Source organism: Sphingopyxis solisilvae (assembly GCF_015475875.1).
Classification (GTDB): domain Bacteria; phylum Pseudomonadota; class Alphaproteobacteria; order Sphingomonadales; family Sphingomonadaceae; genus Sphingopyxis; species Sphingopyxis solisilvae.
Window position 1 is genome coordinate 1 of sequence record NZ_JADKYM010000016.1, and the last position, 24,948, is coordinate 24,948.

A 24,948-nucleotide genomic window follows, 5' to 3' on the forward strand; every position below is an offset into this window, starting at 1 on the left:
AGAGGCGCAGAGAACGCAGAGGGGAGCGCGGTTCAACTCTGCGATCTCCGCGCCTCTGCGCGAATTTTATAAAGTGCTGCGTTTCGACCGAGAGCAGACATGGCCGATCCTCCCCATCGACTTGCGATGGGGAGGGGGACCGCCGCGAAGCGGTGGTGGAGGGGCCGCGAGCGTCAGCGAGCGCTGCGCGCTCGCCCCCTCCGTCAGCCCTGCGGGCTGCCACCTCCCCATCGCAAGTCGATGGGGAGGATTATCAACGCCCGATCCCCACCCCAAAGCCGCCTTCGCCTTCCTTCACCCCAGCCCCGCGGTCCGCATCCGCGCCTTCATCGCATCGACAAAGGCGCGCACCGCGGGCAATCGCGCGCGCGAGGGTTCGAACAACAGGTGGACCGGCAGCGGCGGCGGCTGCTCGTCGGCGAGCAGCGCGATCAGTCGGCCCGCATCCAGCGCGTCCGCGATCTGATAGCTCAGCAGGTTGGCAATCCCCAGTCCCGCCTCGGCCGCCGCCAGCGCGCCGTCGACCGTGTTGAGCACCAGCCGCGGCCTTGGGTCGAGCCGCCACTTGCCGCTCGCCAGCTGCCATTCGCCCGCCGCGCGCGGCCCCATCGTCCCGATCAGCTCATGCCCCGCCAGCTCGGCGATCGCCTGCGGTGCGCCGCGCCGCGCCAGATAGGCGGGGCTAGCGACGAGCATCTGGCGCACCCAGCCGATCCGCACCGCCTTCAGCCCCGAATCGGCCAGCGCGCCGATGCGCACTGCGACGTCGATGCCTTCCTCGACGATGCGCACATTGCGGTCGATCAGCATCATCCGCACCGCCAGCGCGGGGTGCGCGGCGATCAGCGCCCCCGCCACCGGCAACACATGAAGCCGCCCGAACATCACCGGCGCGGTCAGGTAAAGCTGCCCGCCCGGGACGGCGGCGGCGCCACGCAACGCCCGCTCGGCCCCCGCAAGGTCGGTGAGAATCCGCCGCGCCTGGTCGAGAAAGGCCGCGCCCGCATCGGTCAGTGCGACCGCGCGCGTCGAACGATGGAACAATATGGTGCCAAGTCGCGCTTCGAGCGCCGCGATGCCGCGCGTCACCGCCGGCGGCGAACTGTTCAGCTTGCGTGCCGCCGCCGCGAAACCGCCTTCGTCGGCGACCGCAACGAACATTTCGAGCGTCAGCAACCGGTCCATCGATTATTCCTCAAACCGGAACATAAAAGTTCGATATGTGGTTATTATCACGCTTTGTGTAATGATCTAGCACCGCAAGACGGATGGCTGCATGTCCCCTCTGCCGCCATCCGCCCCTTGCGCGATGAAAGGTCCGCCCGATGGCCCGCAACTACCGCCACACGATGTTCAGCGAAGCGGTCAAGGCGCTGCAGGAGCGCCACGGCTCGCGCGCCGCCTATCTGAAGATGGACGCGGGCGCCGACGGCGCCCCCGACGCGCTGACCGCGAAAGAACTGGATTACATTGCACTGCGCGACAGTTTCTACATGGCCAGCGTCACCGCGCACGGCTGGCCCTATATGCAGCATCGCGGCGGTCCTGCGGGTTTCCTCCGCCACTTGGGCGGCAACCGCATCGGCTTCGCCGACTATCGCGGCAACAAGCAATATATCAGCACCGCGAACCTAGCGGGAGACGACCGCGTCTCGCTGTTCCTGATGGATTATCCGAACAAGGACCGGCTGAAACTGGTCGGCCACGCGCGCAGCGTCGAGCTCGCCGACGATCCCGCGCTGGTGACGTCGCTGATGCCCGTGGGGTATCGCGCCGTCCCCGAACGCGCCTTTCTGGTCGATGTCATCGGCTGGGAATGGAATTGTTCGCAGCACATCACCCCGCGCTTTACCGAGGCCGAAATTTCCGCCGCGATCCAGCCGATGGCGGCCGAGCTCAACCAATTGCGCGCCGAAAACGCCGCGCTTCGCACCCGCCTGTCCGGAGACCGCCGATGATCCAGCTGTACGCCACCGCGCTGTCGGGTAACGCCCACAAGGTCCGCATGGCGCTCGCCTTGCTGGACCTGGGGTGGGAGGAGATTGCGACCGACGCCGCGGCGCGCCAGTCCGACGCCTTTGCCGCCATCACCCCGATGCGCCAGATCCCCGTCTACGTCGAAGGTGACCGCACGCTGCGCGACAGCCAGGCGATCCTTTCGTATCTCGCCGCGCGCCACCGCCCCGGCGACTGGGACGGCCGAACGGCCGAGGAACGCGGCGAAATCGCGCTCTGGCTGTCGCACGCCGCCAACGAAGTCGCGAACGGGCCCGCCACCCTCCGCCTCGCGCGCCAGTTCGGCGCGACGATCGCCGAGGAACAGGCGCAGGCGGTCACCGCGCGCTTCCTGCCCGTCATCGAGGCGCATCTGGCGGCGCACCGCTGGCTGGTCGGCGACCGGCTGACCATCGCCGACCTTGCCGCGAGCCCCTATCTGGCGTTGATGGCCGAAGCCGGTATCGACCTTGCCGACTGGCCCGCAATCGGCGAATGGACACAGCGGATCGCGGCATTGCCCGGCTTTCCCGCCATGCCGGGCTGGCCCGCCGCCGAAGGAGCCCAATGATGCCCTATGTGAACATCAAGATTACCCGCGAAGGCGCAACACCCGAACAAAAGGCCGAGCTGATCGGCGGCGTCACCGAATTGCTCCAGCGCATCCTCGGCAAGAACCCTGCCACCACCGTCGTCACCATCGACGAGGTCGATTTGGACAATTGGGGCATCGGCGGCCTGCCCGTCGCCGAATTTCGTGCCGCGCAGGCCGCGAAAGCGCCGCCGCAATGACCAGCAGCAACGCGCCGACCTTCGCGGTCGTCATGCTGCTCACCGGCATCGGCATCCCGATCCTCGCCGCCTTGAACGGCGGCCTCGGCGCGCGACTGGGCAGCCCGCTGGCGGCATCGACGATCCTCTTCGGCCTCGCCTTCCTGATCGCCGCCACCGGCGCGCTGGCGACCGGGACGCTCGGCCAGATCCGCTTTGCGGGCGATATCCCGTTCCACTTCTACTTCGGCGGGCTGTTCGTCGCCTTCTACGTCATTTCGGTGACCTTCATCGCCCCCAAATTCGGCGTCGGCAACGCGATCTTCTTCGTCCTCGTCGGCCAGCTCGTCAGCGCCGCGGTGATCGACCATTTCGCGTTGTTCGGATCGATGCGCTTCCCCGTCGATGCCAAACGCCTCGCCGGCATCGCGCTGATGGTCGCGGGCGTCTGGCTGGCGCGCCGGACGGGCTAGCGCCGCCGATACATCCAGCGCATCGGCTTCGACCCGTCGATCAGCGAAATCGTCGCGGTCAGCGTGTCGCCGTCGCGGGCATAGTGGATACGCTGCGGATAATCATGCGCCGGATTTTCGAACGTCGCGCTTGCCGCATCGTGCTGCACCAACGCAAACGCCACCGCCGCCCGCCCGCCGGGCTGCGCGATATAAGCGGGCGCGCCGTCCGCCCCCGCCGCGATCCGCAGAAATTCAAACTCGCGCAAGGCATCACCGCGGCCCGACCGGCTGTGCCCCAGCATCACCCCGCCGCGCGGGCCGGTCCAGCTTTCCTCGGTCCAGCGGTCGTCCGCCTCGCTTGTCCACTGCCCCGCCAGCCAGCCAAAGTCTTCGACCTTTGCCGCGGGTGCAGCCGCGACCAGCAACAGGCTCAGCCCTGCCGTCAGCCAATTTGTCACCACGCCCCCTGACCCTCCCCGGCGCTCATCGCCGCAGCAGGGTCAGGATAGCGCAGCGGCGCCGCGCTTAAAAGCGCCCGATCACCTGCACCCCGTACATCCGCGGTTCGGCAGGGATGAAGGTCGGGATGCCGAACGCGCCGCCGGTGTTGCCCGCGTCGAGCAGATAATCCTCGTTGCCCGCGTTGCGGATGAAGCCCGCAATCTCGAACCGCTCGTTCGCAAAGCTCACCCCGGCGCGCGCATTGACCAATGTCACCGCGTCCTGGCTGATCCCCTCGCGGTTCGGCACTTCAAAGAAGATCTTGCTGCGATAGGTCACCGTCGGGGTCGCGAACAGCCGCATCCCGCCGCCCAGATCGGCGTTCACGGTAAAGCCCGCCGCCGCCTGCCATTCGGGCTGGAGGCGGAAACGGTCGCCGGCGAACACGCCGTTCGCCGCCTTGTCGTCGATGCCGCCGTCGATCCAGCCGACATTGCCGAACAGGCGCAGCCAGTCGCTCACCGCCACGCTCGCCTCGGCCTCGACGCCGAAATTGCTCGCCGTCCCCGCGCTCTGGGTGATCGTGGTGCCGTCGGGCTGGATTACCGACACCTGGAAATTGTCATAGGTCTGGTAATAGACGCCCAGCGAGCCCGAAAAGCCGCCGCGCGCCGCCTTCAGCCCGACCTCGTAATTCCACACATTTTCTTCGGCGATCCGGCTCACATTCGGCACCGGCCCCGCGGCGGTGCTGCGCGCGCCCAGATTGACCGTCGGCGACCGCCGCCCTTTCGACACGGTGGCAAAGGCATTGATGCCGTCGCCGAACCGGTAAAGGACGTTAAAGCGCGGCAAGAACGCCTGGAAGCTGTCCTCGCTGTAAAAGGTCTGCCCGCCGGTATCGACCTGCCCGGGGATCAACGACGCGCCGCCGGTGATCCGCGACCGCGGCACCACCGCAAAAAAGCCCGACCGGCGCTTCTCGATCAGCGCGCGAACCCCTGCGGTCACCTCCAGCGCCTCGCTGGGGATCCAGGTGCCGTCGGCGAACACCGAATAGCTCTGGTTCTTGCCGATATTGCCAAAGGTCGAGCTGTACGGGATCGCCGTTGCCAGTCCGCCGGTCAAAATCCCCGTCGCCGCCGCGGCCGCGACGCTGCCGTCGGGGGCGATGCACGGCAGGTTCGGGATCAACCGCGCCGCGCATTGCAGGAAAGTCCCTTCCTCGCTCGAAAAGGGCACGACCTGCGAGCCATCCTCGACAAAGCCGTTCCACCCGAACGAGCCGCGGAACGCGTCGCTGGTGTACGAAAAGCGCGTCTCGTGGTTGAACTGCCACCCCTTGGCGTCCTCGGCGAATTCCAGATACCAGGCGGCGCTGCCGTCGGCGTCGAAAATCTCGAGACTGTCGAAGTCGCGATAGCTGTTGACCATCGTGATCGTCCAGTCGTCGGCAACCTGCCAGTCCAGCGTCAGATTGGCGTCGTAAACGTCGCGGCGAAGCCCCAGCTTGGCGAGCCCCAGCACGCTTTCGGACAAGGGCGACCCGCCGAGCGCGGCATCGCCGAACGGGTTCGCCGGTCCCGACGCGGTCGGATAGGTGCCCGAAATGAAGGGCGTGCCGCTGTGCCGCTGACGGTCATAGGTCAGGATCAGGTCGGCGGTGAAATTCTCGGTCGGGGTCAGGCGCAGCGATCCGCGCACCCCCAGCTGGTCCTGCGCGTACAGATCCTCCTGCCCCGCGGCGAGGTTGCGGACATAGCCGTCGCGCTTTTTCCATTCGGCGGCGACGCGCGCCGCGATCTTGTCCGACCCCAGGTTGAGGAAGCCGCCCAGCGTATAGGCATCGAAATTGCCGTAACTCGCGCTGACCTCGCCCGCAAAGCCGGGTTTGGGCCGCGCCGAAATGATGCTGATCGCGCCCACCGCCGACGCGGTGCCGAACAAGGTCGCCTGCGGCCCCTTGATCACCTCGATCCGGTCGACGTCATAGATCGCTTGGTACGACCCGCGCGAGCGCGAGATGTCGGTGCCGTTATAATAGAGCGTCACGCGCGCCGCCTGCTGCGCCGATCCGCTGTCCGACGTGATGCCGCGGATGACAATGCCGGGATTGTTGGCGCTCTGTTCCTGGATGTTGAGCCCCGGCACATAGTTCGACAGCTCGTCGAGGTCACCGATCCCCAGGTCGCGCATCCGCGCGCCGCTGGCCGCCGAAATGGTGATCGGCACGTCGATCGCGCGCTGCTCGATCTTTTGCGCGGTGACGATGATGAGGTCGCCTTCGGCGTCAGCGGGGGCCGGGGCGGCGTCCGCCTGGGCCAGCGCGGGGGTGGCGGTGGCGGCGAACAGCGTGGCGGAAATCAGGCGAAACCGGTGCGACATGACAGGGAGCTTTCTGTGGCGATGGGGATCATCGCCCGCCCCTGTGACGCGGCTCGGCGGCTTTATCGCGACGCTTGCGCGACAAAGCGATGACAGGCGCGTGCGCCTTTATGACATGGATGCGTGCCCGCGCGCGTCAACCCGGCGGCGGATTTTGGACATCGTCAAACAATTCCCAGCAGGTCGCGGTCGGCCGGAACAACAGGGTGCCGCTTGGACCGCTGCCCTCGATCAAGGCGCCGGGCCCCTCTTCCAGATCGGCGGGTGCCGGGTCCAGATCCTGTTCGAAGGTGCCCGTCGCCCAATCCACTCCGCGGCGGTTGTCACCCGCCGTGTTGAACTCCAGCGCGACCGGGCGCAGCAGCTTCGGATCGTTGCCGCCGCCGCGTGCGAAGGCCGCCGCCGACGCGGCCGTCACAAAAGACATGTCAATCGTCGCGATCGGATAGCTTTGCCGGTCAAGATAATCGCGGCGCGTCATCAGCCGCGAGCTGCCGCGAAGCCCCGCGCCGACCTCTGCCGCGGTATAACGGGCCCGCACCGCCGCCGACCCCGAAAAGGCGAAGAAGAATCCCTCGAAATCATCGGCACGGCAGGCCGCTTCGGCCATGCCCAGCCGCAGCCGGTCGCTTTCGCCGGGCGACGGCGTCGCATCGGCTCGTGCAGCTTCCGCGCCGCCGCCTGGCATGTCGCGCGGCGATGCCGACGCCGCGTCCGCCGTGCTCCCGGCTTCGGCGCCGCACGCCGCGACCCCCGCCAACGCCAGCGCCGCCGCCGCCAGCTTGAACCGCTTCGCCGCCTGTCGTCCGCTCATCTTCCTGCTCCTCGTCACTGTCCTGCCCGCCCACCGCCGGTCTTGGCTAGACCAGCCGCCGGGCGCACGCAGCGGGCACCGCGCACCGGTACATTATCGGCTTGGCTGGCGCATTGAAAAGCAGATAAAACAGCACGATGATCCAAATTCTTGCTCCGCTGGCGCGGCTGTCGCTAGGCCTGCTGTTACCGGTCGCCGCCGCGATCTTCCTCCTCGCCCCGCAGCCTGCCCGCGCCGCCTATCCCTGCCCCGGCGGTCCTGGTCCCGGCGAGGTACAGGTCGGCGTATCGGGCGGCAGCCACGGCATCGCCGCCGTCCCGTTGTGCGAAAGCACCGGCGGCGGGGGCGGCGGGGGAGGCGGCGGCGGAGTCTATTATCGCTATGGCGCCATCGCCTGGCACCCCGATGCCTCCGACGTCTGGATGGAGGGCAGCTACGACGGCCCCGTCACCGCCGAACGGACCGCGCTCGCCGCGTGCAACCGTGCGATGGGCGGCGGCTGCACCTCGATCGGCGAATGGCATAATTCGTCGATGATGATCCTGCGCGACCGCAGCGGATCTTTGTGGTCCGCCTGGCACGGCGACGGCGGCGCCCACAGCCGAAAGTCGCAGGCCGATTGCAGCGCCCGGCAATTGCTGCCGTGCGAGGTGCTCGGCACCTTTTCGTCGAGCAAGAACCGCCATTATGCAAAGGCGAGCGCGCGCAAGCTCTACGCCGGCGCCGCGTGGGTCGAGGGGAGCGAGGGCTTCGACGGCCGCCTCTATATCGCCAGCGGTCACCGCGAACAGGCGGCTGCGCAGCGCCTCGCGCTCGACGCCTGCGCCGCGGCGACGCGCCAGCGCTGCGCGCTCGTCGCGCTTACCGGCAACGGCTTTATCCAGACCTATCTGCTCGGCGCCGACGACCAGAGCGCGACGTTCGAAACCAGCGCCAAGCGCGCCGCACAGGCCGCACAGGCCAATTGCAAGAAGCGCGGCCAGCGCTGCACCCTCCAGCGCGCCTACGACAGCCGCATTCCCGGGCAGTTCGTCCACGATTTCGCCGCCGCCACCGCGAAATGACCGTCAACGCTCGACAGCGACGCTACGGCCCGCTACACCTTCGCCATCCCCGGGGAGCCTGTCGCGCAAACGCAGGTTGAGAGCGGAATAGACCGCGACCCGTTGAACCTGATCCGGGTAATACCGGCGGAGGGAGGGCCGGTATTCCACCCAAAAGCCAATTGGGGGAAATCCGTTCTCGCTCCGAACCTATGGAGCGAACAGACATGGCCGACATCGACAGCCGCCTCGACAAGACGCAGGCCCAGCCCATCGGCGTCACCACCGGGCCGATCCGGGGCAGCCGCAAGATCCACGTCGCCTCGCCCACCGGCAGCGGCATCCGCGTCGCGATGCGCGAGATTCTGCTCGAACCCTCGTCGGGCGAGCCGCCGGTGCGCGTGTACGACACCTCCGGCCCCTACACCGATGCCAACGCCGCCATCGACATCAACGCCGGCCTTCCCGAACTCCGCGCCCCCTGGATCCGCGCCCGCGGCGATGTCGAGGAGGTCGCGCAGCGCGAGGTCCGGCCAGAGGATAACGGCCAGCTCGGCCCCGACCGCTCGGGCGGCGTCCCGCCTTTCCCGAACGTCCGCAAGACCGTGCTCCGCGCCAGGCCCGGCGCCAACGTCAGCCAGATGCACTACGCCCGCCGCGGCATCATCACGCCCGAGATGGAATATGTCGCCGAGCGCGAAAATCTCGGCCGCGCCCGCCTGTCCGAATATAAGCGCGACGGCGAAAGCTTCGGCGCCAGCATCCCCGATTATGTCACACCCGAATTCGTCCGCGACGAGGTCGCGCGCGGCCGCGCGATCATCCCCAGCAACATCAACCACCCCGAATCCGAGCCGATGGCAATCGGCCGCAACTTCCTCGTCAAGATCAACGCCAATATCGGCAACAGCGCGGTCGCATCCGACGTCGCGGCCGAGGTCGACAAGATGGTCTGGTCGATCCGCTGGGGCGCCGACACCGTCATGGACCTGTCGACCGGGCGCAACATCCACGACACGCGCGAATGGATCATCCGCAATTCGCCCGTCCCGATCGGCACCGTCCCCATCTATCAGGCGCTGGAGAAGGTCGGGGGCATCGCCGAGGATCTGACGTGGGAAATCTTCGCCGACACGCTGATCGAACAGGCCGAACAGGGCGTCGACTATTTCACCATCCACGCCGGGGTCCGCCTGCCCTACGTCCCCCTCGCGGCCAAGCGCATGACCGGCATCGTGTCGCGCGGCGGCAGCATCATGGCGAAATGGTGCCTCGCGCATCACAAGGAAAGCTTCCTCTACGAACGCTTCGACGAGATTACCGAGATCATGAAGGCCTATGACGTCGCCTACAGCCTCGGCGACGGCCTCCGCCCCGGCAGCATCTACGACGCCAACGACGAGGCGCAGTTCGCCGAGCTCTACACGCTCGGCGAACTCACCAAGCGCGCCTGGGCGCAGGATGTGCAGGTGATGATCGAGGGCCCGGGCCACGTCCCGATGCACAAGATCAAGGAGAATATGGAAAAGCAGCTCGAAGCGTGCGGCGAGGCGCCCTTCTACACGCTCGGGCCGCTCACCACCGACATCGCGCCGGGTTACGACCATATCACCAGCGGCATCGGCGCCGCGCAGATCGGCTGGTACGGCACCGCGATGCTTTGCTACGTCACGCCCAAGGAGCATCTGGGCCTCCCCGACCGCGACGATGTGAAGGTCGGCGTCGTCACCTACAAGCTCGCCGCCCACGCCGCCGACCTCGCCAAGGGTCACCCCGCCGCGCAGGTCCGCGACGACGCGCTATCGAAAGCGCGCTTCGAATTCCGCTGGCGCGACCAGTTCAACCTGTCGCTCGACCCCGACACGGCGGAGCAGTACCACGACCAGACGCTCCCGGCTGAAGGCGCCAAGACCGCCCATTTCTGCAGCATGTGCGGTCCGAAATTCTGCTCGATGAAGATCAGCCAGGAGGTGCGGGAGTTCGCAAAGCTGCAAAATCAGGACAGCGCGGACTTCATCGCGGCGGAAGAGGCGGAGAAGGGCATGGCGCAGATGAGCGAGGTTTACGAGGAAACGGGGCGCGAGCTTTATATGGGCTCGGGTGGTCGCGAGCATGATTGAGGCTACCGCCAGACGGGAAACTGGCAGCGAGAGGTAGCGCTATGCCGTCACATCCGAGGACATAAAGCGAAGGCCTAGATATTTGAGTTTAATGCTAGGGTATTCTAAACTGGTAGCTTGGCAATGGGTGGAGTGCGTTCTGATATGAAAGCTACAACGGTAAGATCATCAGCGCCATCGCTTACGGTTTCGGAGCTTAAAGAAACTGGATCCTTACTTATTAGTGAGCATGCGCTCCCAGAATCTGATGCATCAGTATATGAAGAAGACGGAAAAATAAAAATTCAGATTCAATATTTTGAAGATTATTTACGCCTTTTAGAGATTATTTGTTGGTTTGACGATATTATTATTGGAGAAGTGCCGTTTTTAATTAGGCTTCCCAATGATCGAGTTGATAGGAATTTGGTTAAAGCCGGCAGATGTCGGACTCACCCCCACATCATGCTACACTTCCACCCATGCGCGCCCGGAACCCCCTCTACATCATGGCCAAGCCGCCGCAGGAGGTTCAGGCGCAGATCGCCGCGGTGCGGCGAAACGATCCTTAGCGCGGACCGCACCTCCTCCATGTCACGTTGATCTCGCTCTACGACCTGAATTATGCGCCGCCCAGTGGCTGCCCGCGACCACCGCCGCGATCGGCAGCTTTGCTGCGCCCACCCCTACTCCACCACCATCAGCTGTGACGGAAACGGCACCGCCAGCGCCGCCGCCGCTTCGGCATCGCCGTCCAGCCAGGTCGCATAATCCTCCTCGGCCAAAATCACCGGCATCGCCTTGGGGTGCAGCGGCGCGACCAGCGGGTTGGGGGCGCAGGTCAGGAACGCATAGGCATCGCCGACCGCACTCGGGCGCCACAGCCCCGCGAACGCCGCAACCTCGCGGTCCGCGACGCGGAACCAATGCTCGTCCTTCGTCCCCTTGCCGTCCGGCCCCAGCTTCGGTTCGGCAAAGCGGCTGAACGGCACCAGGCACCGCTGCGCCGGGCGTTTCAGCATATTGGCCCAGAACGGGCTGGCCAGGTTGCGGACGTTGGTGACATATTTGGTCACCGTCGTCCCCGGCCGCTTGCCGGGCAGGGTCAGCGGCACCCCCCACGCCATCTCGCCCGCGACGCGCGCGCCATCCACCGTCCGCACCACCTCCCCCATCCGCCGCGGCCACACGTCGATCCGCGTGTCCGAAAAGGGCGCGTCATACGGCAGCGCGCCGATATATTCGCGCCACGTCGGAATCGCCTCGGGATGATTCTGATAATGGTGACAGGTGCAATAACCCCCAAACCCGGAGGGCGACCTTGATGAAAATCGGCGCGGGATCATGGTAAGAGGCTTGACTTTATATCAAAACAGGTATATTTGTTACTCCAATGCTTGACGAAACGCCTCTCGATTGGATCGGTTCGTCAAAGAAGGATTTGCTCGCCTTTCCGGAGCCGGTGATCAGCGCGATGGGATATGCGCTCGGCGTAGCGCAACTGGGCGGAAAACATCCGCATGCCAAACCGTGGAAGGGTGAAGGTGGCGGCGTGTTCGAGGTGGTGGAGAGCCACGACGGGGATACCTATCGCGCGGTATATACGGTGCGCTTTGCCGAGGTAATTTACGTGCTGCATGCGTTTCAGAAGAAATCGACCAAGGGCATCCAGACGTCGAAAACCGATGTTGCCATGATCAAGGCGCGATTGAAGCTGGCACAGCAGGATTATGAAGCGAGGAACACGGCCCATGGCTGACAACACTATCACCCGTGGCACGGGTAATGTCTTTGCCGATCTTGGCCTGTCCGACGCGGCCGACCGTCAAACCAAGACGCGGCTCGCGCTGGCGATCAACCGGATCATCAAGGAACAGCGCCTGAAACAGGTCGATACTGCGCAACTGCTTGGCGTACCACAGCCCAAGGTGTCGGCGCTGGTCAATTATCGGCTCGATGGATTCTCGGTCGAAAAACTGATGGATTTCATCGTCGCACTGGGCCGGGATGTCGAAATTGTCGTGCGCCCGAAACGCGACGCGTCGGCCAGGGTGCTGGTTCGCGAAGCGGCCTAAAGGCCGCCACCCATGCGAGCCCGGAACCCCCTCTACATCATGGCCAAGCCGCCGCAGGAGGTGCAGGCGCAGATCGCCGCGCTGCCGCGCAACGATCCTTCGCGCGGCCCCCACCTCCTCCATGTCACGCTCATCTCGCTCTTCGACCTGCACCATGCGCCGCCCGAGTGGCTGCCCGCGACCCTCGCCGCGCTGGACGGCTTCGTCGCGGCGCCCTTTCCGCTCGCCTTCGACCGGATCGAGAACCGCAAGGCGGTGACGCTGCGCACGCGCGAACCGCTGGCCGAGGCGCGGGCGTTCCAGAAGGCGCTGGTGAACCATCTGCTGCGCGAAAAGGCGCCGATCATGGACGGCACCACCCCCGAACCGCACATCACGATCAACTATCGCGGCGACCGCCAGAATGCGCAGAAGATTCCGCCGATCGGCTGGACGGTCGATGAAATCATCCTCACCGAAAGCATCGTCGGCAAGACCACCCATGTCGAACATGGCCGCTGGCCGCTCCACGGCTAATCGCTAGGAACCAGCCCGCCCCACGAGCTTCCGCACCATCGCCCGCACTTCCGCAGGCGTATCGCCGCTGACCACCTCGACATAGCCGATGCCCGCGCGGCGGAGCGCCTCGCGTTTTACCGCGTCGCGCGCGGCAGTGGTGTCGCTCAGGTGATGCCCCTTGCCCTGCATCTCGACCGCGTGGAGCGGGCGGCAGTCGGCGTCGACGATCAGCAGGTCGACGCGCTTCGAATTGACCGCAAAGAAGGCCGCCTCGTTCGGGCTCGCCAAAATCTCGCCCAAGGAAACCTGCCCCATCGCGCGCCAGCCGGGACTTTCCTCGGCCAGCGCCTTGTCGAGCACGCTCAGCAAGCGCCGCTCGCCCTGATTGAAAAGCGGCCGCGCGGTGAACGGCGCCTCCATCACGGCGCGCAATTGCTCGGCGGCGGTCGCGACCGGGCTGGCGGGCCTAGGCGGCGGGACCACCGGCACGACCTTCGCCTTGCCGCCGCCCCACGCCCGCTTGCCGCCACGCTTCTGCCACCGCTGCCGCCGCTCGGCCCGCTTCCACCCCTCGACGATTCGCTCGGCACCCACGCCAATCGCCGCGCCGACCGCCAGTACGATCGCCAGCAGCATCGGTTTGTCGATCAGGGCCAATATCTCGCTCGGCATGGGCCGCATGATAAGGCGGCGTTGGTTATCATCGGGTAACCCGGTCGATTGCACGCGGAGGGCGCGCCGCCGCGGAACTATGCCCGCCACCGGGGGTCTATCTACCAGAGGGGTAAAACATACGACCCCGCGTGCCCGGCACGCGACCCCATTGGAGAGACTTCGATGAAAAAGATGATGATGATCCCCCTCGCCGCGGCGACCGCGCTGGTCGCCGGGTGCGCCTCGAACGGCCTTTATGGCGGTGTCGGCGCCGGTACCGGTTATGACGACGGCGGCTACGGCTATTACGACCGTACCTACTACGACCGCTACGGCGCCTATGACTACAATCGCCCCGACCCGCGTCACGGCGGCTATTATGCCGACAATTATTACCGCAGCGACCGCCGGTATCGCGAACGCCGCCTGTCGAGCAACGACCGCATCTATCGCGGCCGCGACGGCAAATTTTATTGCCGCCGCAACGACGGCACCACCGGGCTGATCGTCGGCGGCATTGCCGGCGGCGTCGCGGGCAATGTCATCGCGCCGGGCGGGTCGGAAACGCTGGGCACCGTGCTTGGCGCCATCGGTGGCGCGGTTGCCGGTCGCGCGATCGAACGCAGCGGCAACAACGACGTGCGCTGCCGTTGAACGACGCGCGCCGCTACCCCGCAATCTCGGCGGTGGCGGCGCGCTCGATCGCCGGCCGCCAGCTGCGCTGGGTGGGCAGCAGGAAAATCTCACCCAGCACGCGCTCGATCTCGTCGGCAGTCAGGTAGCGGCGGTCGGTCCGCCCGTCGGCCAGCCGCGTCGTCAGCCGGTTGTCGCGGAGCGCATATCGCGCCTCGGCGGTCGTGCGCGCCGCGACCAGTTGCCGGGTGAAATGCGAAGCGGGGTGCGATGACGTGTACCAGTTGCCGACAATCCGATCGATCGGCGGCGCCGGGGCGTCGTCCAGCCGGTACAGCGCCTGCCACGCATCGCCGATCCGCGCCGCGACTTCCCACCCGAAATCGCGGCGCAGCACGCGATAATCCTCGTGCCGCGTCCGCTGCACCGCTTCGCTGTCCATCGCCAGCGGCTGCGGCGGCACCGCGGCGCCGAACCCGACGTCGGCCAGCCACGGCCGCCCATCCAGCGTCACCAGCGTTACCTGGTGGGTGCGCGGGGTCGGCGGCGCATCGTCCGCCAGCATCCAGCGCACCCGGCCCAGCATCGCCTCGGCCTCGAACCCGATCGCCCGCAATACACGCAGGAACAGGCCGTTCTGTTCGAAACAATAACCGCCGCGGCGCCGGTCGACCAGCTTCGCCTCGACCGCGGCATCGTCGATCGCGATCCCCGCCCCGGTCAGCGCGTCGATCGCCTCGAACGGGATCGCGGCGATATGCGCCGCCTGCAGCGCCGCCAGCACTTCCGCGGTGGGCGCCACCGGCCCGGTGTAGCCGATCCGCGCCAGATAGCGCGTCAGGAATGGCGCCCGGTCGGGGGCAGGATCGCCATCATCGGTGCTGGCATCAGGGGCAGCGGGATAGTGCAACATCGGCAAGGACTCCGTTCGCGAATCAACTGCCGAAGCTTATGCAAGCTCAAGTCTGCTTGAGATCAAGCGGCCTTTCGCACGATCGGCACTTTGTCCGCTGGTCGGCACGCGTCGGCGCCTTGTCGAAGTCATCATGACAGACATGGCGATCGCCGCCATCTCGTCACTGTCGGAGCCACGACGGCGGTCCGTCCCCGCGGCCGGGCTCCGGCGCCATTCTGCTTCGCATCCTTCCGGGAGGCTCTCCATGCGTATCGCCCTGCTTACCCTCACCTTGCTGGCTACCCCCGCGGCAGCGCAGGAGGACGCGCCGATCGTCGTGACCGGGCACCGCGACCTTGAACAGCAGATCGAATCCTTTGTCGGCGCGCTGACCCCGTCGTCGCCGCGCGGCCAGATCGCGCGGTTCGAAACGGCGGTCTGCCCCGGCGTGTTCGGGATTCCCGAAGCGCAGCGCGCCGCCGTTCGGGACCGCATTCGCGCAGTGGCGAAAGGCGTCGGGCTCGATGTTGCCAAGCCTGACTGCACCCCCAATCTGCTCGTCATGGTCGCGACCGACAAGAACGCCTTCGTCAAAGCGCTCGGCAAGGATCACAACTATATGTTCGGCGACCGGACCCCGGCACAGGTTCGCCAGATTCTCGCCGAACCGGGGCCAGCTACCGCCTGGCAGATCCAGACAATGGTGAACGCCGAAGGCCGCCGGATCGGCAACGAAGGTGACACGCCGGTCAATCGCACAGCCACCAGACCGTCACGAATCACCGCAGCCGCGCGGCCCGCTTTCATGGCTGCGGCGGTGGTGATCGAGAGCGCCGCGCTGGAGGGGCTCACCACGACCCAGCTCGCAGATTATGCGGCGATGCGCGGGTTGGCGCGCATCGATCCGATGCGGATCGATACTGCCGCGCCATCGACGATCCTGCGCATCCTCGACGCCTCGTCCGACAGCGAAGTGCCGGTGACGCTCACCCAGTGGGATTTTGCCTTTCTGAAGGGGCTTTATTCCAGCCCCGACAACCTCTACGCCCCGTCACAGCGTTCAGAGATCGAACGCGCAATGAACCAGGAATTTGACCGGGCGGGCGGCGAAGACGCACCCTCGCGCGGCAAATCCCCGGGTTAGGCACGCACGGGAATGACAGACGGCCATGGCGACACTTGAATCCGATCCTATCGTCGCGGCCAAACAGCGGCTCGCGCTGGCGCTGCGGCCACGCATCGCACTGGTCGGTCTGACCAGCTGCGCGCTTGCGTTTCCGGGCGACGCAGAAGATCGCATTTCGGTATCCGACCGCGTCGCGCATGCCGACGCCGCCGGGCCCGGCGCCGAAGCGTGGAGCGCCGCAACCGTCGCGCTGGTGACCGCGCTGGACGCCGACCCCGATCTGCGCGCGCTCCGCCAGCGGCTGTTCGATGTCGGCGTATCGTCGGCCTTCGAGGGCGATCATGACGAGACCGGCCTGTGGACCAGCCTGGTGCTGCGTTGCCCGCGGACGAACCTGCCGGCGCTCGAAACACTAGCTGCGGACGAGGCCGGAATTATCCCGGCGGACCGGGACGAGGTGTCGGCGCGATTCGCCATCTACATGCTGCGCAACCATCATCGCGACTGGCAGGTGAACTGCACCAAATTTCCCGATGTCGGCGACAGCCCCTATACCCCGCCCGAAGAATGGAACCCGCTGGTTTCCACCTGACGCTCAGGCTATTGATTATCGAGGCTGTGCTCCAGCGTGATCTCGCAATCGAGCAGCTTCGACACCGGACAGTTCATTTCGGCTTCCTTGGCGATCCGGGCAAATTCGTCGGCGTCGATCCCCGGCACCTTGGCGGTCAGCGTCAGCGCCGACTGGCTGATCTCGAACCCGCCCTCGACCTGATCGAGCGTCACCGCCGCGCTCGTCTCCAGCGTCTCGCCCGCATAGCCCGCGCGCGCCAGCCCGAACGACAGCGCCATCGTGAAGCACGCCGCATGCGCCGCGGCGATCAGCTCCTCGGGGTTCGTCCCCGGCACCCCTTCGAACCGCGTCCCGAACCCGTAGGGCTGCTTGTCGAGCACGCCCGATTTGGTGGTGATAGACCCCTTGCCCTCCTTGCCGAAACCTTCGTAGCGAGCGGATGCGCGATTGACGGTCATGCTTGTGTCTCCTTGGCTTGGAAAGAATGAAAGGGACGCGCCGCGCGTCAGCGAGCTACCCCCGCCTTGTCGAGTTCCGCCCCCAGCCGCCCGGTCAGCCACAACCCCCACATTTTGAAATCGGCGGCCAGGCTCCACAGCGGATAGGTAAAGGTCGCGGGCCGGTTCTTCTCGACCCCGAAATGCGCCGCCCACGCAAAGAAATACCCCGCCAGCGGCAAGGCGACGAGCCATTCCCACCGCCCGCTCACCACCGCGCCGATCGCGATCAACACGACCAGGCTGGTCCCGACATAATGCAGCGCCCGCGTTGACGCCTTGCTATGCTCGCGCAGGTAAAAGGGCCAGAATTCGGCGAAGCTGGTATAGAGTCGCGCCATGGCCACAGGATGCTGCGACGGACGGGCGCGGTCAACCTCCGTAAAAGCGGCTATCCCCGCTCCAACCGCACCAGCGCGCTGTCGAGCGCCTGCAAGAATTGCGAGCGATCAGCCTTAGTGAACGGCGGCGGACCACCAATCTGGTCGCCGCCCGCGCGCAGGTCGGCCATGATCGCGCGTGTCGCGATCGCCGGGCCGATCGACGCCATCGTGAAGGGCTTGCCATTGGGACCAAGGACGATCGCCCCAGCCTTGAGCGCCCGGTCGGCGAGCAAGATGTCGGCGGTGATCACCACACTCGCCGCGTCCGCCGCTTCGGCGATCCAGTCGTCGGCGGCGTCAAAGCCGTCGGACACCACGATCCGCTCGATCAGCGGATGGTCGGGAACGCGGAGCCGGCTGTTGCTCACCACCTTCACCGCCACCTCGTGCCGCCACGCGACGCGGTAAATCTCGTCCTTCACCGGACAGGCGTCGGCATCGACCAATATCGTCGGGGTCGGCATAGCGGCGGCGCAGCTACTTCTTCATATTGTCAAGGCCCGCGACCACCCCGACCTTGGTCGACGGATTGCTGGCGTTCGGTTTTTTGGGCTTTTCGGCCTTGGGCTTGCGGGCTTCGCGGTTCGTCTTTTTCTGGCCTTTGGCCATGATCAATACCTTGGAAAGCGGCGGACGCCTGTGCCCGCCGCGGTGCAGCCTACGCCGTTTGGCGCCGCAAGTCGCCCCTTATCCCGCCAGCCCGTCCCACATCAGCTTTGCGCCGAGCAGCACCATCAGCAGATAGATGATGACATAGAAGCGCGCGCCGTCGATCCGTTTCAGCCAGCGAACGGTGAGCAAGGTCGAAACGATCGCGAGCGGCATCAGCAGCGCCGCCGCGAACAGCACCTCGTGCGGAAAGGCGCCGAGCGCGATGTAAGCGGGGACCTTGATCCAGTTGATCGCGGCGAACAGCACCGAGCTTGTCCCGACAAAGACGAGGTGCTGCAGGCGCCGCGGCGTCACCCACATCTGGAACGGCGGCCCGCCGGCATGCGCGATCTGGCTGGTGAAGCCGGTGGCGACCCCGAACAGGCTGCCGACCCAGCCCGGCGACGTCGACGCCGCGACCACCCGCCCGCCGCGCTCGACCCACAGGCGGTACACCCCGAACGCCAGCGTGATCGCGCCGAGCGCCGCCATCAGCTTCGCCTCGTCGACCTGCTCGGCGAAAAAATAACCTGCGGCGATGCCGACCGCGGCGCCGGGCAGCATCCAGCCGATGATCCAGCCATCCCATGTCTTGCGAAACGACCAGACGCTGATGACATCCTGTACGAGCAGGATCGGCAACAACAGCGCCGCCGCGATCATCGGCGGCAGCACGAGCGCCGCCAGCGGCGTCGCGAGCGCGCCAACCCCCGACAATCCGCCCTTGGCCAGCCCGAGCAGGATCACCGCGAGCGCCAGCACGGTCAGCGTCTGCGGGTCGCTCAGCAAACTCATGCGCTGGCACCGTCCGGATGTTCAGGCAGCGCCCAGTCGATCGTTCCGCGTCCCTGCGCCGCCAGAAACGCGTTGGTCTGGCTGAACGGCCGTGATCCGAAAAAGCCGTTGTGCGCCGACAGCGGCGACGGATGCGGCGCGCGCAACACCAGATGCGGGCTATCCGCGCCGAGACCCGGCACATTCGCCGCCTTCTTCTGCGCATGGCTGCCCCAAAGGATGAACACCTTCGGCGCCGGATCGGAGGCGACCGCAGCGACGACTGCGTCGGTGAACCGCTCCCACCCCTTGCCCTGATGCGACGCCGCCTGCCCCGCTTCGACCGTCAGGCAATTGTTGAGCAGGAGCACACCCTGCCCGGCCCAATGCTTCAAATATCCGTGCGAAGCGCGAGCAACGCCCAAGTCGCTCTCCAATTCCTTGTAGATATTGACCAGGCTCGGCGGCACCCGCACCCCCGGCTGGACCGAAAAGCACAGCCCATGCGCCTGCCCCGGGCCATGGTATGGATCCTGCCCCAATATGACGACGCGCACATCCTGCGGCGGCGTCGCATCGAGCGCGGCGAACCAGTCGCGCGGACGCGGATAAATGGTCTTGCCCTTCGCCCGCTGGTCCGCAAGAAACGCTTTGAGCGCCGCCATATAGGGCTGCGCAAACTCGCCGCCGACGCGAGCGAGCCAGTCGGGATGCAGTTTGACCTCCGCCATGGCGGGTGCTTCACCAGAGCCGCTTGCCATTGTCCAGCCCCGTGGCGCGCAATTAATGGGCCTTGGCTCCAAGGGGCTTGCATAGCTTTTCGTCGGTTGGGGACTATCCAAAGGATCGCCATGGGCGCATAGGCTGCCGCCATGCACAGCCCGGCCCCTCTCTCCCAACGGACTCTGCCGGGCGAGCGCGAGATGGTCGTCATGATGGCGATGGTCATGGCGCTCAATGCGCTGGCCATCGACGCAATGCTGCCAGCCCTGCCCGCTATTGCCCGCGGCCTGGACGTCGCGGTCGCCAATGATCGCCAGTATGTCATCTCCGTCTATCTGCTCGGCATCGGATTCGGATCGCTGATCTATGGCCCGCTTGCCGACCGGTTCGGGCGCAAGGGTGTGCTGGTGCCGGCGCTGCTCGCCTATATCGCCTTTGCGATCGGCTGCGGCCTTGCAACCAGCTTTCCGATGCTGCTTGCCTTGCGATTCGGCCACGGGCTGGTCAGCGCAGCGCTCGGCGTGATCGTGGTCGCAGTCATTCGCGACCTGTTCGCGGGCGACGCAATGGCCAAGCGATTGTCGCTGATCTTTCTGGTGTTCATGATCGTCCCGATCATCGCCCCGACGATCGGTGCCGTCGTCGAGGCGGTCGCGGGCTGGCGCGCGATCTTCATCGTGCTGGCGGTGATGGGACTGGTCATGCTGGCGTGGTTGCGCCGCCTGCCTGAAACGCTCAATCCCGCCGACGTCCGTCCGCTCGACTGGCGGACGATGGTCAGCGGGTGGGCGACGGTCACGCGGCATCGCCGCGCCGCGGGCTATATGATTGCGTCGGGCATGATGCAGGGCGCGCTCTACGGCTATCTCAACAGCAGCGAACAGATTATTGCCGAGGTGTTCAACGCGCGTTCGCTGTTCCCGCTGATCTTCGCCTGCGTTGCGCTGGGCATTGCGATCGCCAATCTGTCGAACGCCGCGATCGTCGAGCGCTTCGGGGCTCGGCGCGTGTCGCAGACAGCGGTTTTTGTTTATGTGGCGACGTCGATCGCCCAGATTGTTGCCGCCTTAAGCGGGGCGGAAACGCTGGCGATGTTCACCCTGTTGATGATGGTCAACATCGGGTTGATCGGCTTTATCGGCAGCAATTTCGGGTCGATCGCGATGGAGGATTTCGGTCATATGGCGGGCATCGCTTCCTCCTATCAAAGTTTCGCCAAGACGCTGCTGGCCGCGGTCGTCGGCGCGGTGATCGGGCAGCAATATGACGGATCGACGCTGCCGCTGGCCTATGCCTTTCTGATCTGCGCCGTGGTCGGACTGGCGCTCGTGCTGTGGGCCGAGCGCGGCAAGCTGTTCACCCGGCCGGGAACGGCGCCCAAAACGCCGTACTGACTGATGCCCCGCTACTACTCGCGGGGGTCAATTCGAAAGTAGAAAAGGGCCGCCGCGGCAGATGCCGAGGCAGCCCTTCTTTGGTCGGTGCAGCCGATCAGTTGATCGGGCTATGCGGTTCCAGATCGTCCTCATGCACTTCGACAATCCCGCGGCCAAGATGGCTTCGGCTGCGACTATAGAGGAAGTAGAAGATCAGCCCGATCACGGCCCAGACGGGGAGCACGATCATCGCGTCGAACGGAAGGTTGAGGAACAGGAACACGGTGCCCGCGATCGTCAGCGGACCGATCAACCACAAGGCCGGCGTCTTGAAAGCACGCGGCGTATTGGGCGCCGTTTTGCGCAGGATCATCACTGAAACCGCGACCATCATGAACGCATAAAGTGTCCCCGCATTCGCGATGTCGGCCAGCTTGCCTACCGGCAGGAACGCCGCCGCAAAGGCAACGGCCACACCGGTGATCGCGGTGATCACATGCGGGGTTTTCCACTTCGGATGCACCTTGCTCCACGATTCGGGCAGCAAGCCGTCGCGGCTCATCACGAACGCCACGCGGGTCTGGCCAAACAGCAGGATCAGGATGACCGACGGCAACGCAATGAATGCCGCGATGCCGAGCATGTTGCCAACCCCCGACCAGCCGATCTGGCGCAGGACATGCGCCAGCGCCTCGTTCGAGCAGACGAGCGGCAGTTCGTTTGCGGCGAAGGTCGCGCACTGCCGCGCCAGTTCTTCCGACCCGGCCGGAAAGGGCACGCCGTTCGGCCCCATGATCGGCTGACCGCCGACGGTGCCAACCGCGCCCGCAGCAACGAGAATGTAGAAAACGGTACAGAAAAGCAGCGAACCGATCAGGCCGATCGGCACGTTGCGCTGCGGGTTCTTGGTTTCTTCAGCCGCGGTCGAAACCGCGTCGAAACCGACATAGGCGAAGAAGATTGTCGCCGCAGCGCCCACCGCGCCGATGCCCGAACCAAAGCCGCCGAAGACGCCAGCGGGCAGGAAGGGGTTGAACTTGTCGGTCGAGAAAGCCTCGCTCGGCAGCGTCAGGGCAATGAATGCGGTCAGCGCAGTGACCTTGATCGCGACCAGCACGGCATTGACGCGCGCGCTTTCGGTGGTGCCGATCATCAGCAGCCAGGTTATGAGCAATGCGATGAACACCGCAGGCAGGTTAATAATACCACCCTCGATGCCGCCCAGTGCCAATGGCGCGCCCGCGAGCGCAGCAGGGAACTGAAAGCCGAAGAACTCCATCAACAGGCCGTTGAGATAGCCTGACCACCCGACCGACACGGCGGATGCGGCGACCGCATATTCGAGAACGAGCGCCCATCCGACCGTCCAAGCGAGTACTTCGCCCATCGTCGCATATGTATAGGTGTAGGCGGAGCCGGCGACAGGAATCATCGCAGCGATTTCGGCGTAGCACAACGCAGCGACGATGCAGATCAGCCCGGCAATGGCGAAGGCGAGCATCAGGCCCGGCCCGGCCTTTTGTGCGCCGGCGGCGGTCAGCACAAAAATTCCGGTGCCGATGACGCAGCCAATGCCGAACAGCATCAATTGAAAGGCGCCCAAGGTGCGGTGAAGCGATTTCTTCTCGGCGGTCGCCAAGATGGCGTCGAGCGATTTAACGCGGCCAAATATCATGAATGTTGATCCCCTTGTCGGCGGCTTTGCCGCCATTCTCCTAGCGGACAGACTAGCCGCTTCGCGCGGCAGCGCAACTTAATTTCAGGCCTGTGACACGCACTTTATCGCACCGTAAAGCGCACCCGGTCGATCGTCCGTCCGCCAGGATCGACGAGCGCAAGAATGTGTACGCCCGGACGCGGCAGGATCTGCTGGCCGCCGTCGGCATCGCCGAGCGTCCGCTTGTCGAGGATCAGGCGATGACCGGCGACTGCACCGCGGACCGTGATCGCGAGCCGCTGGCGATCGATCGGGATATCGGGGTCGAGCGCGTAGACGCTGCCGCTGACCGGGCTGGTGATGCGCGGCCGGCGCGCGGCCTGCGGCGCGGCGGCCATTTCGGCCTGCGCGGTGCCGGCCATGAAATATTCGCGGCGCGGCGGTTCGCGGGTTCCGGGCAGCGCGATCTGGCGCGCCTCGACGCCGTCGGGCATCGTCGGCGCCTTGCCCGGATTTCCCGCGTGGAGCGCGAGCATCACGTCGCGCCAGACGGGCGCGGCGCCCGACGTGCCCGACACCGCGCGCATCGCATCGCCCTCGAGATTGCCGACCCACACCGCCACGGTGAAGCGGTCGGACCAGCCGATGCACCAATTGTCGCGCATTCCCTTGGACGTGCCCGTCTTCGCCGCCGCCCAGAAGGGGAGGCGGAGGGCGCTGTCGGCGCCGAAGGCGTCGGTGCGGGCGGCGGCGTCGGCGAGGATGTCGCCGACGATGAAGGCGGCGGCGGGGCTGACGATCTGGCGCGGCGGAAGTTTACGAAGTTGTTGCTCGGTGCTGAAGGCAACGGGTGACCAATTTCCCATATTTGCTAATGTTCTAAATGCGTTAGCTTGTTCGACGAGGGAAACTTCGGCTGATCCGAGCGCTAAGCTGAAACCATAATATTCGCCGTCTTCGACCAGGCCGTGATAGCCGAGCGCCCAGAGGCGGTCGCGGAATTGCTGGACGTCGTCGATGACGAGCGCGCGGACGGCGGGGACGTTGAGCGAGGCGGCGAGCGCGTGGCGCACGCTGACCGGCCCCTTGAAGCTGCGGTCGTAGTTTTTGGGGACATAGAGGCCCGAGGCGGTGTCGAGCTGGACCGGGCTGTCGTCGAGGATCGACGCGGCGGTGAGCCAGCCATGCTCGATCACCTGCGCGTAGAGATGCGGTTTCAAGGTTGATCCCGCCTGCCGCCGCGCGTTGGCACCATCGACCGACGCGGCGGTGGACTTGAGACCGACGCCGCCGACATAGGCGAGGACTTCGCCGGTGGCGTTGTCGAGCACGACGACCGCGCCGTCGCGGACGCGATCCGATCCCAGTCCCGACAGCTGGCGGCGCAGCGCGACGATGGCGGCGGTCTGGATGCGACGGTCGATCGTGGTGGTGACGCGCTTGCCGGGCTGGTCGAGCAGGCGGACGGCGAGGTGCGGGGCGAGCGCGGGGTCGAAACGCGCGGCGTGCTCGCCCGAAACGAGGGTTGCGGCGGCGGCGCGGATCGCGGTGCAATCGCGGGTTCGGGCAACACGGCACGCGCGGCGGCCAAGCGCTTCGGCGCCAGCGGCGGGGTTGGGGAGCAGGCCCGCGAACAGCGCGGCGTCGGTGCGCGTCATGTCGGCGGGTTTTTTGCCGAACAGGCTTTGCGCGCCCGCACCGATGCCTTGGGCTTCGCCGCGCAGTGGGACGAGGTTGAAATAGGCTTCGAGCATTTGCTCGTGCGACCAGCCCGCCGCAAGCGCTTGTCCGGCGCGCATCTGGCGCAGCTTGGTACGCCAGTCGCGCTTCCCCGGCTGGGCGAGGCTGGGATCGAGGAAGGCGGCGAGCTGCATCGGCAGCGTCGAGGCGCCGCGCGAGCGGTCGCCGCCTCCCCCCAACATTGTCAGGCGCGCGCGGATCGCGCTGGCGACCGCGAGCCAGTCGACGCCGCCGTGCGACCAGAAGCGCCGGTCCTCGTTTTGCACCACCGCGGTGCGGACCGCGGGGCTGATGTCCTTCAGCGGCACCCACGCGAGGCGGCGGCGTTCGAAATTGACGCGTTCGCTGTCGAGCAGCTGGTCGTCGCGGTCGTAGAGCCACGCCTCGCTCGGCTGCCAGTCGGCGCGGACGGCGGCGTAGGTTGGCATGGGGGGTGGTTTGGTGGCGAGGTGGGCGATGGTGGCGAGAATGAGCGCGGCGAGAGCGAGCCATGCGAGGGCGTCGCGGATGCGGTATCGGGCGTGCATGGGGAGCGAAATCTAAATGATCCTCCCTGTGGCGAAGCCATGGGGAGAGGGACCATCCGCAGGACGGTGGAGGGGCAGCAGCGGTAGTGCCAACGCCCCTCCGTCAGCGCTTCGCGCTGCCACCTCCCCATCGCTGCGCGACAGGGAGGGCTTTCCGTCGCC

The 24,948-nt window shown here is 66.1% G+C and carries 28 protein-coding genes and 1 riboswitch; of the genes, 13 read left to right on the forward strand and 15 right to left on the reverse strand.

Going from position 1 to position 24,948, the window contains the following annotated elements:
- Window positions 1-294 precede the first annotated feature (294 nt).
- Window positions 295-1,185: a LysR family transcriptional regulator gene (locus IR187_RS11745; protein ID WP_194954806.1), complete on the reverse strand. Its 891-nt coding sequence runs from the start codon at window positions 1,183-1,185 to the stop codon at window positions 295-297.
- A 140-nt stretch (window positions 1,186-1,325) separates the two neighbouring features.
- Between IR187_RS11745 and IR187_RS11750 the strand changes: the two genes are divergently transcribed.
- Genes IR187_RS11750 through IR187_RS11765 form a run of 4 tightly spaced genes read left to right on the forward strand, consistent with a single transcriptional unit; the run spans window position 1,326 to window position 3,239 of the window.
- Window positions 1,326-1,958, forward strand: a complete 633-nt coding sequence (locus IR187_RS11750; RefSeq protein ID WP_194954807.1) for a pyridoxamine 5'-phosphate oxidase family protein — start codon at window positions 1,326-1,328, stop codon at window positions 1,956-1,958.
- On the forward strand, window positions 1,955-2,566 hold the full coding sequence (locus IR187_RS11755; protein ID WP_194954808.1) for a glutathione S-transferase family protein: 612 nt from the start codon (window positions 1,955-1,957) through the stop codon (window positions 2,564-2,566). The genes IR187_RS11750 and IR187_RS11755 overlap by 4 nt, the downstream gene beginning before the upstream one ends.
- Window positions 2,566-2,787 (forward strand): tautomerase family protein, encoded by a 222-nt coding sequence (locus IR187_RS11760; protein WP_088443221.1) that lies wholly within the window; start codon window positions 2,566-2,568, stop codon window positions 2,785-2,787. The genes IR187_RS11755 and IR187_RS11760 overlap by 1 nt, the downstream gene beginning before the upstream one ends.
- On the forward strand, window positions 2,784-3,239 hold the full coding sequence (locus tag IR187_RS11765) for a DMT family transporter (protein ID WP_194954809.1): 456 nt from the start codon (window positions 2,784-2,786) through the stop codon (window positions 3,237-3,239). The genes IR187_RS11760 and IR187_RS11765 overlap by 4 nt, the downstream gene beginning before the upstream one ends.
- Here the strand turns inward: IR187_RS11765 and IR187_RS11770 are convergent.
- The 3 genes from IR187_RS11770 to IR187_RS11780 form a co-directional block, all read right to left on the reverse strand.
- Window positions 3,236-3,679, reverse strand: coding sequence for a DUF6265 family protein (locus IR187_RS11770; RefSeq protein WP_324187688.1), 444 nt, complete (start codon window positions 3,677-3,679; stop codon window positions 3,236-3,238). The genes IR187_RS11765 and IR187_RS11770 overlap by 4 nt on opposite strands.
- Before the next feature lie 67 nt (window positions 3,680-3,746).
- Window positions 3,747-6,047 (reverse strand): TonB-dependent receptor, encoded by a 2,301-nt coding sequence (locus tag IR187_RS11775; protein WP_194954810.1) that lies wholly within the window; start codon window positions 6,045-6,047, stop codon window positions 3,747-3,749.
- 136 nt (window positions 6,048-6,183) lie between these two features.
- The gene (locus IR187_RS11780; protein ID WP_194954811.1) at window positions 6,184-6,861 is read right to left on the reverse strand and encodes a hypothetical protein; all 678 of its coding nucleotides are present in this window, start codon (window positions 6,859-6,861) and stop codon (window positions 6,184-6,186) included.
- 137 nt (window positions 6,862-6,998) lie between these two features.
- Between IR187_RS11780 and IR187_RS11785 the strand changes: the two genes are divergently transcribed.
- On the forward strand, window positions 6,999-7,925 hold the full coding sequence (locus IR187_RS11785; RefSeq protein ID WP_194954812.1) for a DUF4189 domain-containing protein: 927 nt from the start codon (window positions 6,999-7,001) through the stop codon (window positions 7,923-7,925).
- 40 nt (window positions 7,926-7,965) lie between these two features.
- Window positions 7,966-8,077: riboswitch (TPP riboswitch) on the forward strand.
- A gap of 54 nt (window positions 8,078-8,131) precedes the next feature.
- Window positions 8,132-10,024 carry a phosphomethylpyrimidine synthase ThiC gene (thiC, locus tag IR187_RS11790; protein ID WP_194954813.1) on the forward strand — a complete coding sequence of 631 codons (1,893 nt, stop codon included), beginning with the start codon at window positions 8,132-8,134 and terminating at the stop codon, window positions 10,022-10,024.
- Window positions 10,025-10,689: 665 nt separating this feature from the next.
- On the opposite strand, the gene IR187_RS11795 is transcribed toward thiC, so the two are convergent.
- Window positions 10,690-11,349 (reverse strand): SOS response-associated peptidase family protein, encoded by a 660-nt coding sequence (locus IR187_RS11795; protein WP_194954814.1) that lies wholly within the window; start codon window positions 11,347-11,349, stop codon window positions 10,690-10,692.
- Between the two features lie 47 nt (window positions 11,350-11,396).
- Between IR187_RS11795 and IR187_RS11800 the strand changes: the two genes are divergently transcribed.
- Genes IR187_RS11800 through IR187_RS11810 form a run of 3 tightly spaced genes read left to right on the forward strand, consistent with a single transcriptional unit; the run spans window position 11,397 to window position 12,594 of the window.
- On the forward strand, window positions 11,397-11,762 hold the full coding sequence (locus tag IR187_RS11800; protein WP_194954815.1) for a type II toxin-antitoxin system RelE/ParE family toxin: 366 nt from the start codon (window positions 11,397-11,399) through the stop codon (window positions 11,760-11,762).
- A complete protein-coding gene (locus IR187_RS11805; protein WP_194954816.1) occupies window positions 11,755-12,078 on the forward strand; it encodes a helix-turn-helix domain-containing protein in 324 nt (107 codons plus the stop codon). Before IR187_RS11800 ends, IR187_RS11805 begins: the two co-directional genes overlap by 8 nt.
- A 12-nt stretch (window positions 12,079-12,090) precedes the next feature.
- A complete protein-coding gene (locus IR187_RS11810) occupies window positions 12,091-12,594 on the forward strand; it encodes a 2'-5' RNA ligase family protein (RefSeq protein ID WP_194954817.1) in 504 nt (167 codons plus the stop codon).
- 3 nt (window positions 12,595-12,597) lie between these two features.
- On the opposite strand, the gene IR187_RS11815 is transcribed toward IR187_RS11810, so the two are convergent.
- The gene (locus IR187_RS11815) at window positions 12,598-13,257 is read right to left on the reverse strand and encodes a DUF2726 domain-containing protein (RefSeq protein WP_194954818.1); all 660 of its coding nucleotides are present in this window, start codon (window positions 13,255-13,257) and stop codon (window positions 12,598-12,600) included.
- A gap of 156 nt (window positions 13,258-13,413) precedes the next feature.
- Here IR187_RS11815 and IR187_RS11820 point away from each other — a divergent pair, with 156 nt between their 5' ends.
- Window positions 13,414-13,884: a glycine zipper 2TM domain-containing protein gene (locus IR187_RS11820; protein ID WP_194954819.1), complete on the forward strand. Its 471-nt coding sequence runs from the start codon at window positions 13,414-13,416 to the stop codon at window positions 13,882-13,884.
- A gap of 13 nt (window positions 13,885-13,897) precedes the next feature.
- On the opposite strand, the gene IR187_RS11825 is transcribed toward IR187_RS11820, so the two are convergent.
- Window positions 13,898-14,776: an arylamine N-acetyltransferase family protein gene (locus IR187_RS11825; protein WP_194954820.1), complete on the reverse strand. Its 879-nt coding sequence runs from the start codon at window positions 14,774-14,776 to the stop codon at window positions 13,898-13,900.
- A 247-nt stretch (window positions 14,777-15,023) separates the two neighbouring features.
- On the opposite strand from IR187_RS11825, the gene IR187_RS11830 reads away from it, so the two are divergent.
- Together IR187_RS11830 and IR187_RS11835 are read left to right on the forward strand one after the other, a co-directional pair.
- Complete coding sequence (locus tag IR187_RS11830; protein WP_194954821.1) at window positions 15,024-15,902, forward strand: hypothetical protein; 879 nt, start codon at window positions 15,024-15,026, stop codon at window positions 15,900-15,902.
- Window positions 15,903-15,927: 25 nt separating this feature from the next.
- Window positions 15,928-16,476 (forward strand): hypothetical protein, encoded by a 549-nt coding sequence (locus IR187_RS11835; protein ID WP_194954822.1) that lies wholly within the window; start codon window positions 15,928-15,930, stop codon window positions 16,474-16,476.
- A gap of 8 nt (window positions 16,477-16,484) precedes the next feature.
- Here IR187_RS11835 and IR187_RS11840 read toward each other — a convergent pair whose 3' ends face one another.
- The 6 genes from IR187_RS11840 to ung form a co-directional block, all read right to left on the reverse strand.
- A complete protein-coding gene (locus IR187_RS11840; RefSeq protein ID WP_194954823.1) occupies window positions 16,485-16,916 on the reverse strand; it encodes an OsmC family protein in 432 nt (143 codons plus the stop codon).
- A gap of 47 nt (window positions 16,917-16,963) precedes the next feature.
- Window positions 16,964-17,296: a DUF962 domain-containing protein gene (locus IR187_RS11845; protein ID WP_194954824.1), complete on the reverse strand. Its 333-nt coding sequence runs from the start codon at window positions 17,294-17,296 to the stop codon at window positions 16,964-16,966.
- Between the two features lie 50 nt (window positions 17,297-17,346).
- Window positions 17,347-17,802 (reverse strand): YaiI/YqxD family protein, encoded by a 456-nt coding sequence (locus IR187_RS11850; protein ID WP_194954825.1) that lies wholly within the window; start codon window positions 17,800-17,802, stop codon window positions 17,347-17,349.
- Window positions 17,803-17,815: 13 nt separating this feature from the next.
- Entirely contained in the window at window positions 17,816-17,947 is a 132-nt protein-coding gene (locus IR187_RS17015) for a hypothetical protein (RefSeq protein WP_267463781.1), read from the reverse strand.
- Between the two features lie 78 nt (window positions 17,948-18,025).
- On the reverse strand, window positions 18,026-18,784 hold the full coding sequence (locus tag IR187_RS11855) for a sulfite exporter TauE/SafE family protein (RefSeq protein ID WP_194954826.1): 759 nt from the start codon (window positions 18,782-18,784) through the stop codon (window positions 18,026-18,028).
- Window positions 18,781-19,494 carry a uracil-DNA glycosylase gene (gene ung, locus IR187_RS11860; protein ID WP_194954827.1) on the reverse strand — a complete coding sequence of 238 codons (714 nt, stop codon included), beginning with the start codon at window positions 19,492-19,494 and terminating at the stop codon, window positions 18,781-18,783. The genes IR187_RS11855 and ung overlap by 4 nt, the downstream gene beginning before the upstream one ends.
- 141 nt (window positions 19,495-19,635) lie before the next feature.
- Here ung and IR187_RS11865 point away from each other — a divergent pair, with 141 nt between their 5' ends.
- Window positions 19,636-20,880: a multidrug effflux MFS transporter gene (locus tag IR187_RS11865; RefSeq protein ID WP_194954828.1), complete on the forward strand. Its 1,245-nt coding sequence runs from the start codon at window positions 19,636-19,638 to the stop codon at window positions 20,878-20,880.
- Between the two features lie 97 nt (window positions 20,881-20,977).
- Here the strand turns inward: IR187_RS11865 and IR187_RS11870 are convergent, their stop codons facing one another.
- A complete protein-coding gene (locus IR187_RS11870; protein WP_194954829.1) occupies window positions 20,978-22,537 on the reverse strand; it encodes an amino acid permease in 1,560 nt (519 codons plus the stop codon).
- A 104-nt stretch (window positions 22,538-22,641) separates the two neighbouring features.
- A complete protein-coding gene (pbpC, locus tag IR187_RS11875; protein WP_194954830.1) occupies window positions 22,642-24,786 on the reverse strand; it encodes a penicillin-binding protein 1C in 2,145 nt (714 codons plus the stop codon).
- Between the last annotated feature and the right edge of the window lie 162 nt (window positions 24,787-24,948).

What these genes read in the sequence shown, in the direction of transcription:
- IR187_RS11825 (WP_194954820.1), bottom strand. Translation starts at nt 14,776, where the DNA reads ATGTTGCACTATCCCGCTGCCCCTGATGCCAGCACCGATGATGGCGAT.
- IR187_RS11785 (WP_194954812.1), top strand. Translation starts at nt 6,999, where the DNA reads ATGATCCAAATTCTTGCTCCGCTGGCGCGGCTGTCGCTAGGCCTGCTG.
- IR187_RS11745 (WP_194954806.1), bottom strand. Translation starts at nt 1,185, where the DNA reads ATGGACCGGTTGCTGACGCTCGAAATGTTCGTTGCGGTCGCCGACGAA.
- IR187_RS11775 (WP_194954810.1), bottom strand. Translation starts at nt 6,047, where the DNA reads ATGTCGCACCGGTTTCGCCTGATTTCCGCCACGCTGTTCGCCGCCACC.
- thiC (WP_194954813.1), top strand. Translation starts at nt 8,132, where the DNA reads ATGGCCGACATCGACAGCCGCCTCGACAAGACGCAGGCCCAGCCCATC.
- IR187_RS11865 (WP_194954828.1), top strand. Translation starts at nt 19,636, where the DNA reads ATGCACAGCCCGGCCCCTCTCTCCCAACGGACTCTGCCGGGCGAGCGC.
- IR187_RS11870 (WP_194954829.1), bottom strand. Translation starts at nt 22,537, where the DNA reads ATGATATTTGGCCGCGTTAAATCGCTCGACGCCATCTTGGCGACCGCC.
- IR187_RS11800 (WP_194954815.1), top strand. Translation starts at nt 11,397, where the DNA reads ATGCTTGACGAAACGCCTCTCGATTGGATCGGTTCGTCAAAGAAGGAT.
- IR187_RS11755 (WP_194954808.1), top strand. Translation starts at nt 1,955, where the DNA reads ATGATCCAGCTGTACGCCACCGCGCTGTCGGGTAACGCCCACAAGGTC.
- IR187_RS11850 (WP_194954825.1), bottom strand. Translation starts at nt 17,802, where the DNA reads ATGCCGACCCCGACGATATTGGTCGATGCCGACGCCTGTCCGGTGAAG.
- IR187_RS11845 (WP_194954824.1), bottom strand. Translation starts at nt 17,296, where the DNA reads ATGGCGCGACTCTATACCAGCTTCGCCGAATTCTGGCCCTTTTACCTG.
- IR187_RS11760 (WP_088443221.1), top strand. Translation starts at nt 2,566, where the DNA reads ATGCCCTATGTGAACATCAAGATTACCCGCGAAGGCGCAACACCCGAA.
- IR187_RS11820 (WP_194954819.1), top strand. Translation starts at nt 13,414, where the DNA reads ATGAAAAAGATGATGATGATCCCCCTCGCCGCGGCGACCGCGCTGGTC.
- IR187_RS11810 (WP_194954817.1), top strand. Translation starts at nt 12,091, where the DNA reads ATGCGAGCCCGGAACCCCCTCTACATCATGGCCAAGCCGCCGCAGGAG.
- pbpC (WP_194954830.1), bottom strand. Translation starts at nt 24,786, where the DNA reads ATGCACGCCCGATACCGCATCCGCGACGCCCTCGCATGGCTCGCTCTC.
- IR187_RS17015 (WP_267463781.1), bottom strand. Translation starts at nt 17,947, where the DNA reads ATGGCCAAAGGCCAGAAAAAGACGAACCGCGAAGCCCGCAAGCCCAAG.
- IR187_RS11805 (WP_194954816.1), top strand. Translation starts at nt 11,755, where the DNA reads ATGGCTGACAACACTATCACCCGTGGCACGGGTAATGTCTTTGCCGAT.
- IR187_RS11750 (WP_194954807.1), top strand. Translation starts at nt 1,326, where the DNA reads ATGGCCCGCAACTACCGCCACACGATGTTCAGCGAAGCGGTCAAGGCG.
- IR187_RS11840 (WP_194954823.1), bottom strand. Translation starts at nt 16,916, where the DNA reads ATGACCGTCAATCGCGCATCCGCTCGCTACGAAGGTTTCGGCAAGGAG.
- IR187_RS11830 (WP_194954821.1), top strand. Translation starts at nt 15,024, where the DNA reads ATGCGTATCGCCCTGCTTACCCTCACCTTGCTGGCTACCCCCGCGGCA.
- IR187_RS11780 (WP_194954811.1), bottom strand. Translation starts at nt 6,861, where the DNA reads ATGAGCGGACGACAGGCGGCGAAGCGGTTCAAGCTGGCGGCGGCGGCG.
- ung (WP_194954827.1), bottom strand. Translation starts at nt 19,494, where the DNA reads ATGGCGGAGGTCAAACTGCATCCCGACTGGCTCGCTCGCGTCGGCGGC.
- IR187_RS11765 (WP_194954809.1), top strand. Translation starts at nt 2,784, where the DNA reads ATGACCAGCAGCAACGCGCCGACCTTCGCGGTCGTCATGCTGCTCACC.
- IR187_RS11795 (WP_194954814.1), bottom strand. Translation starts at nt 11,349, where the DNA reads ATGATCCCGCGCCGATTTTCATCAAGGTCGCCCTCCGGGTTTGGGGGT.
- IR187_RS11815 (WP_194954818.1), bottom strand. Translation starts at nt 13,257, where the DNA reads ATGCGGCCCATGCCGAGCGAGATATTGGCCCTGATCGACAAACCGATG.
- IR187_RS11835 (WP_194954822.1), top strand. Translation starts at nt 15,928, where the DNA reads ATGGCGACACTTGAATCCGATCCTATCGTCGCGGCCAAACAGCGGCTC.
- IR187_RS11855 (WP_194954826.1), bottom strand. Translation starts at nt 18,784, where the DNA reads ATGAGTTTGCTGAGCGACCCGCAGACGCTGACCGTGCTGGCGCTCGCG.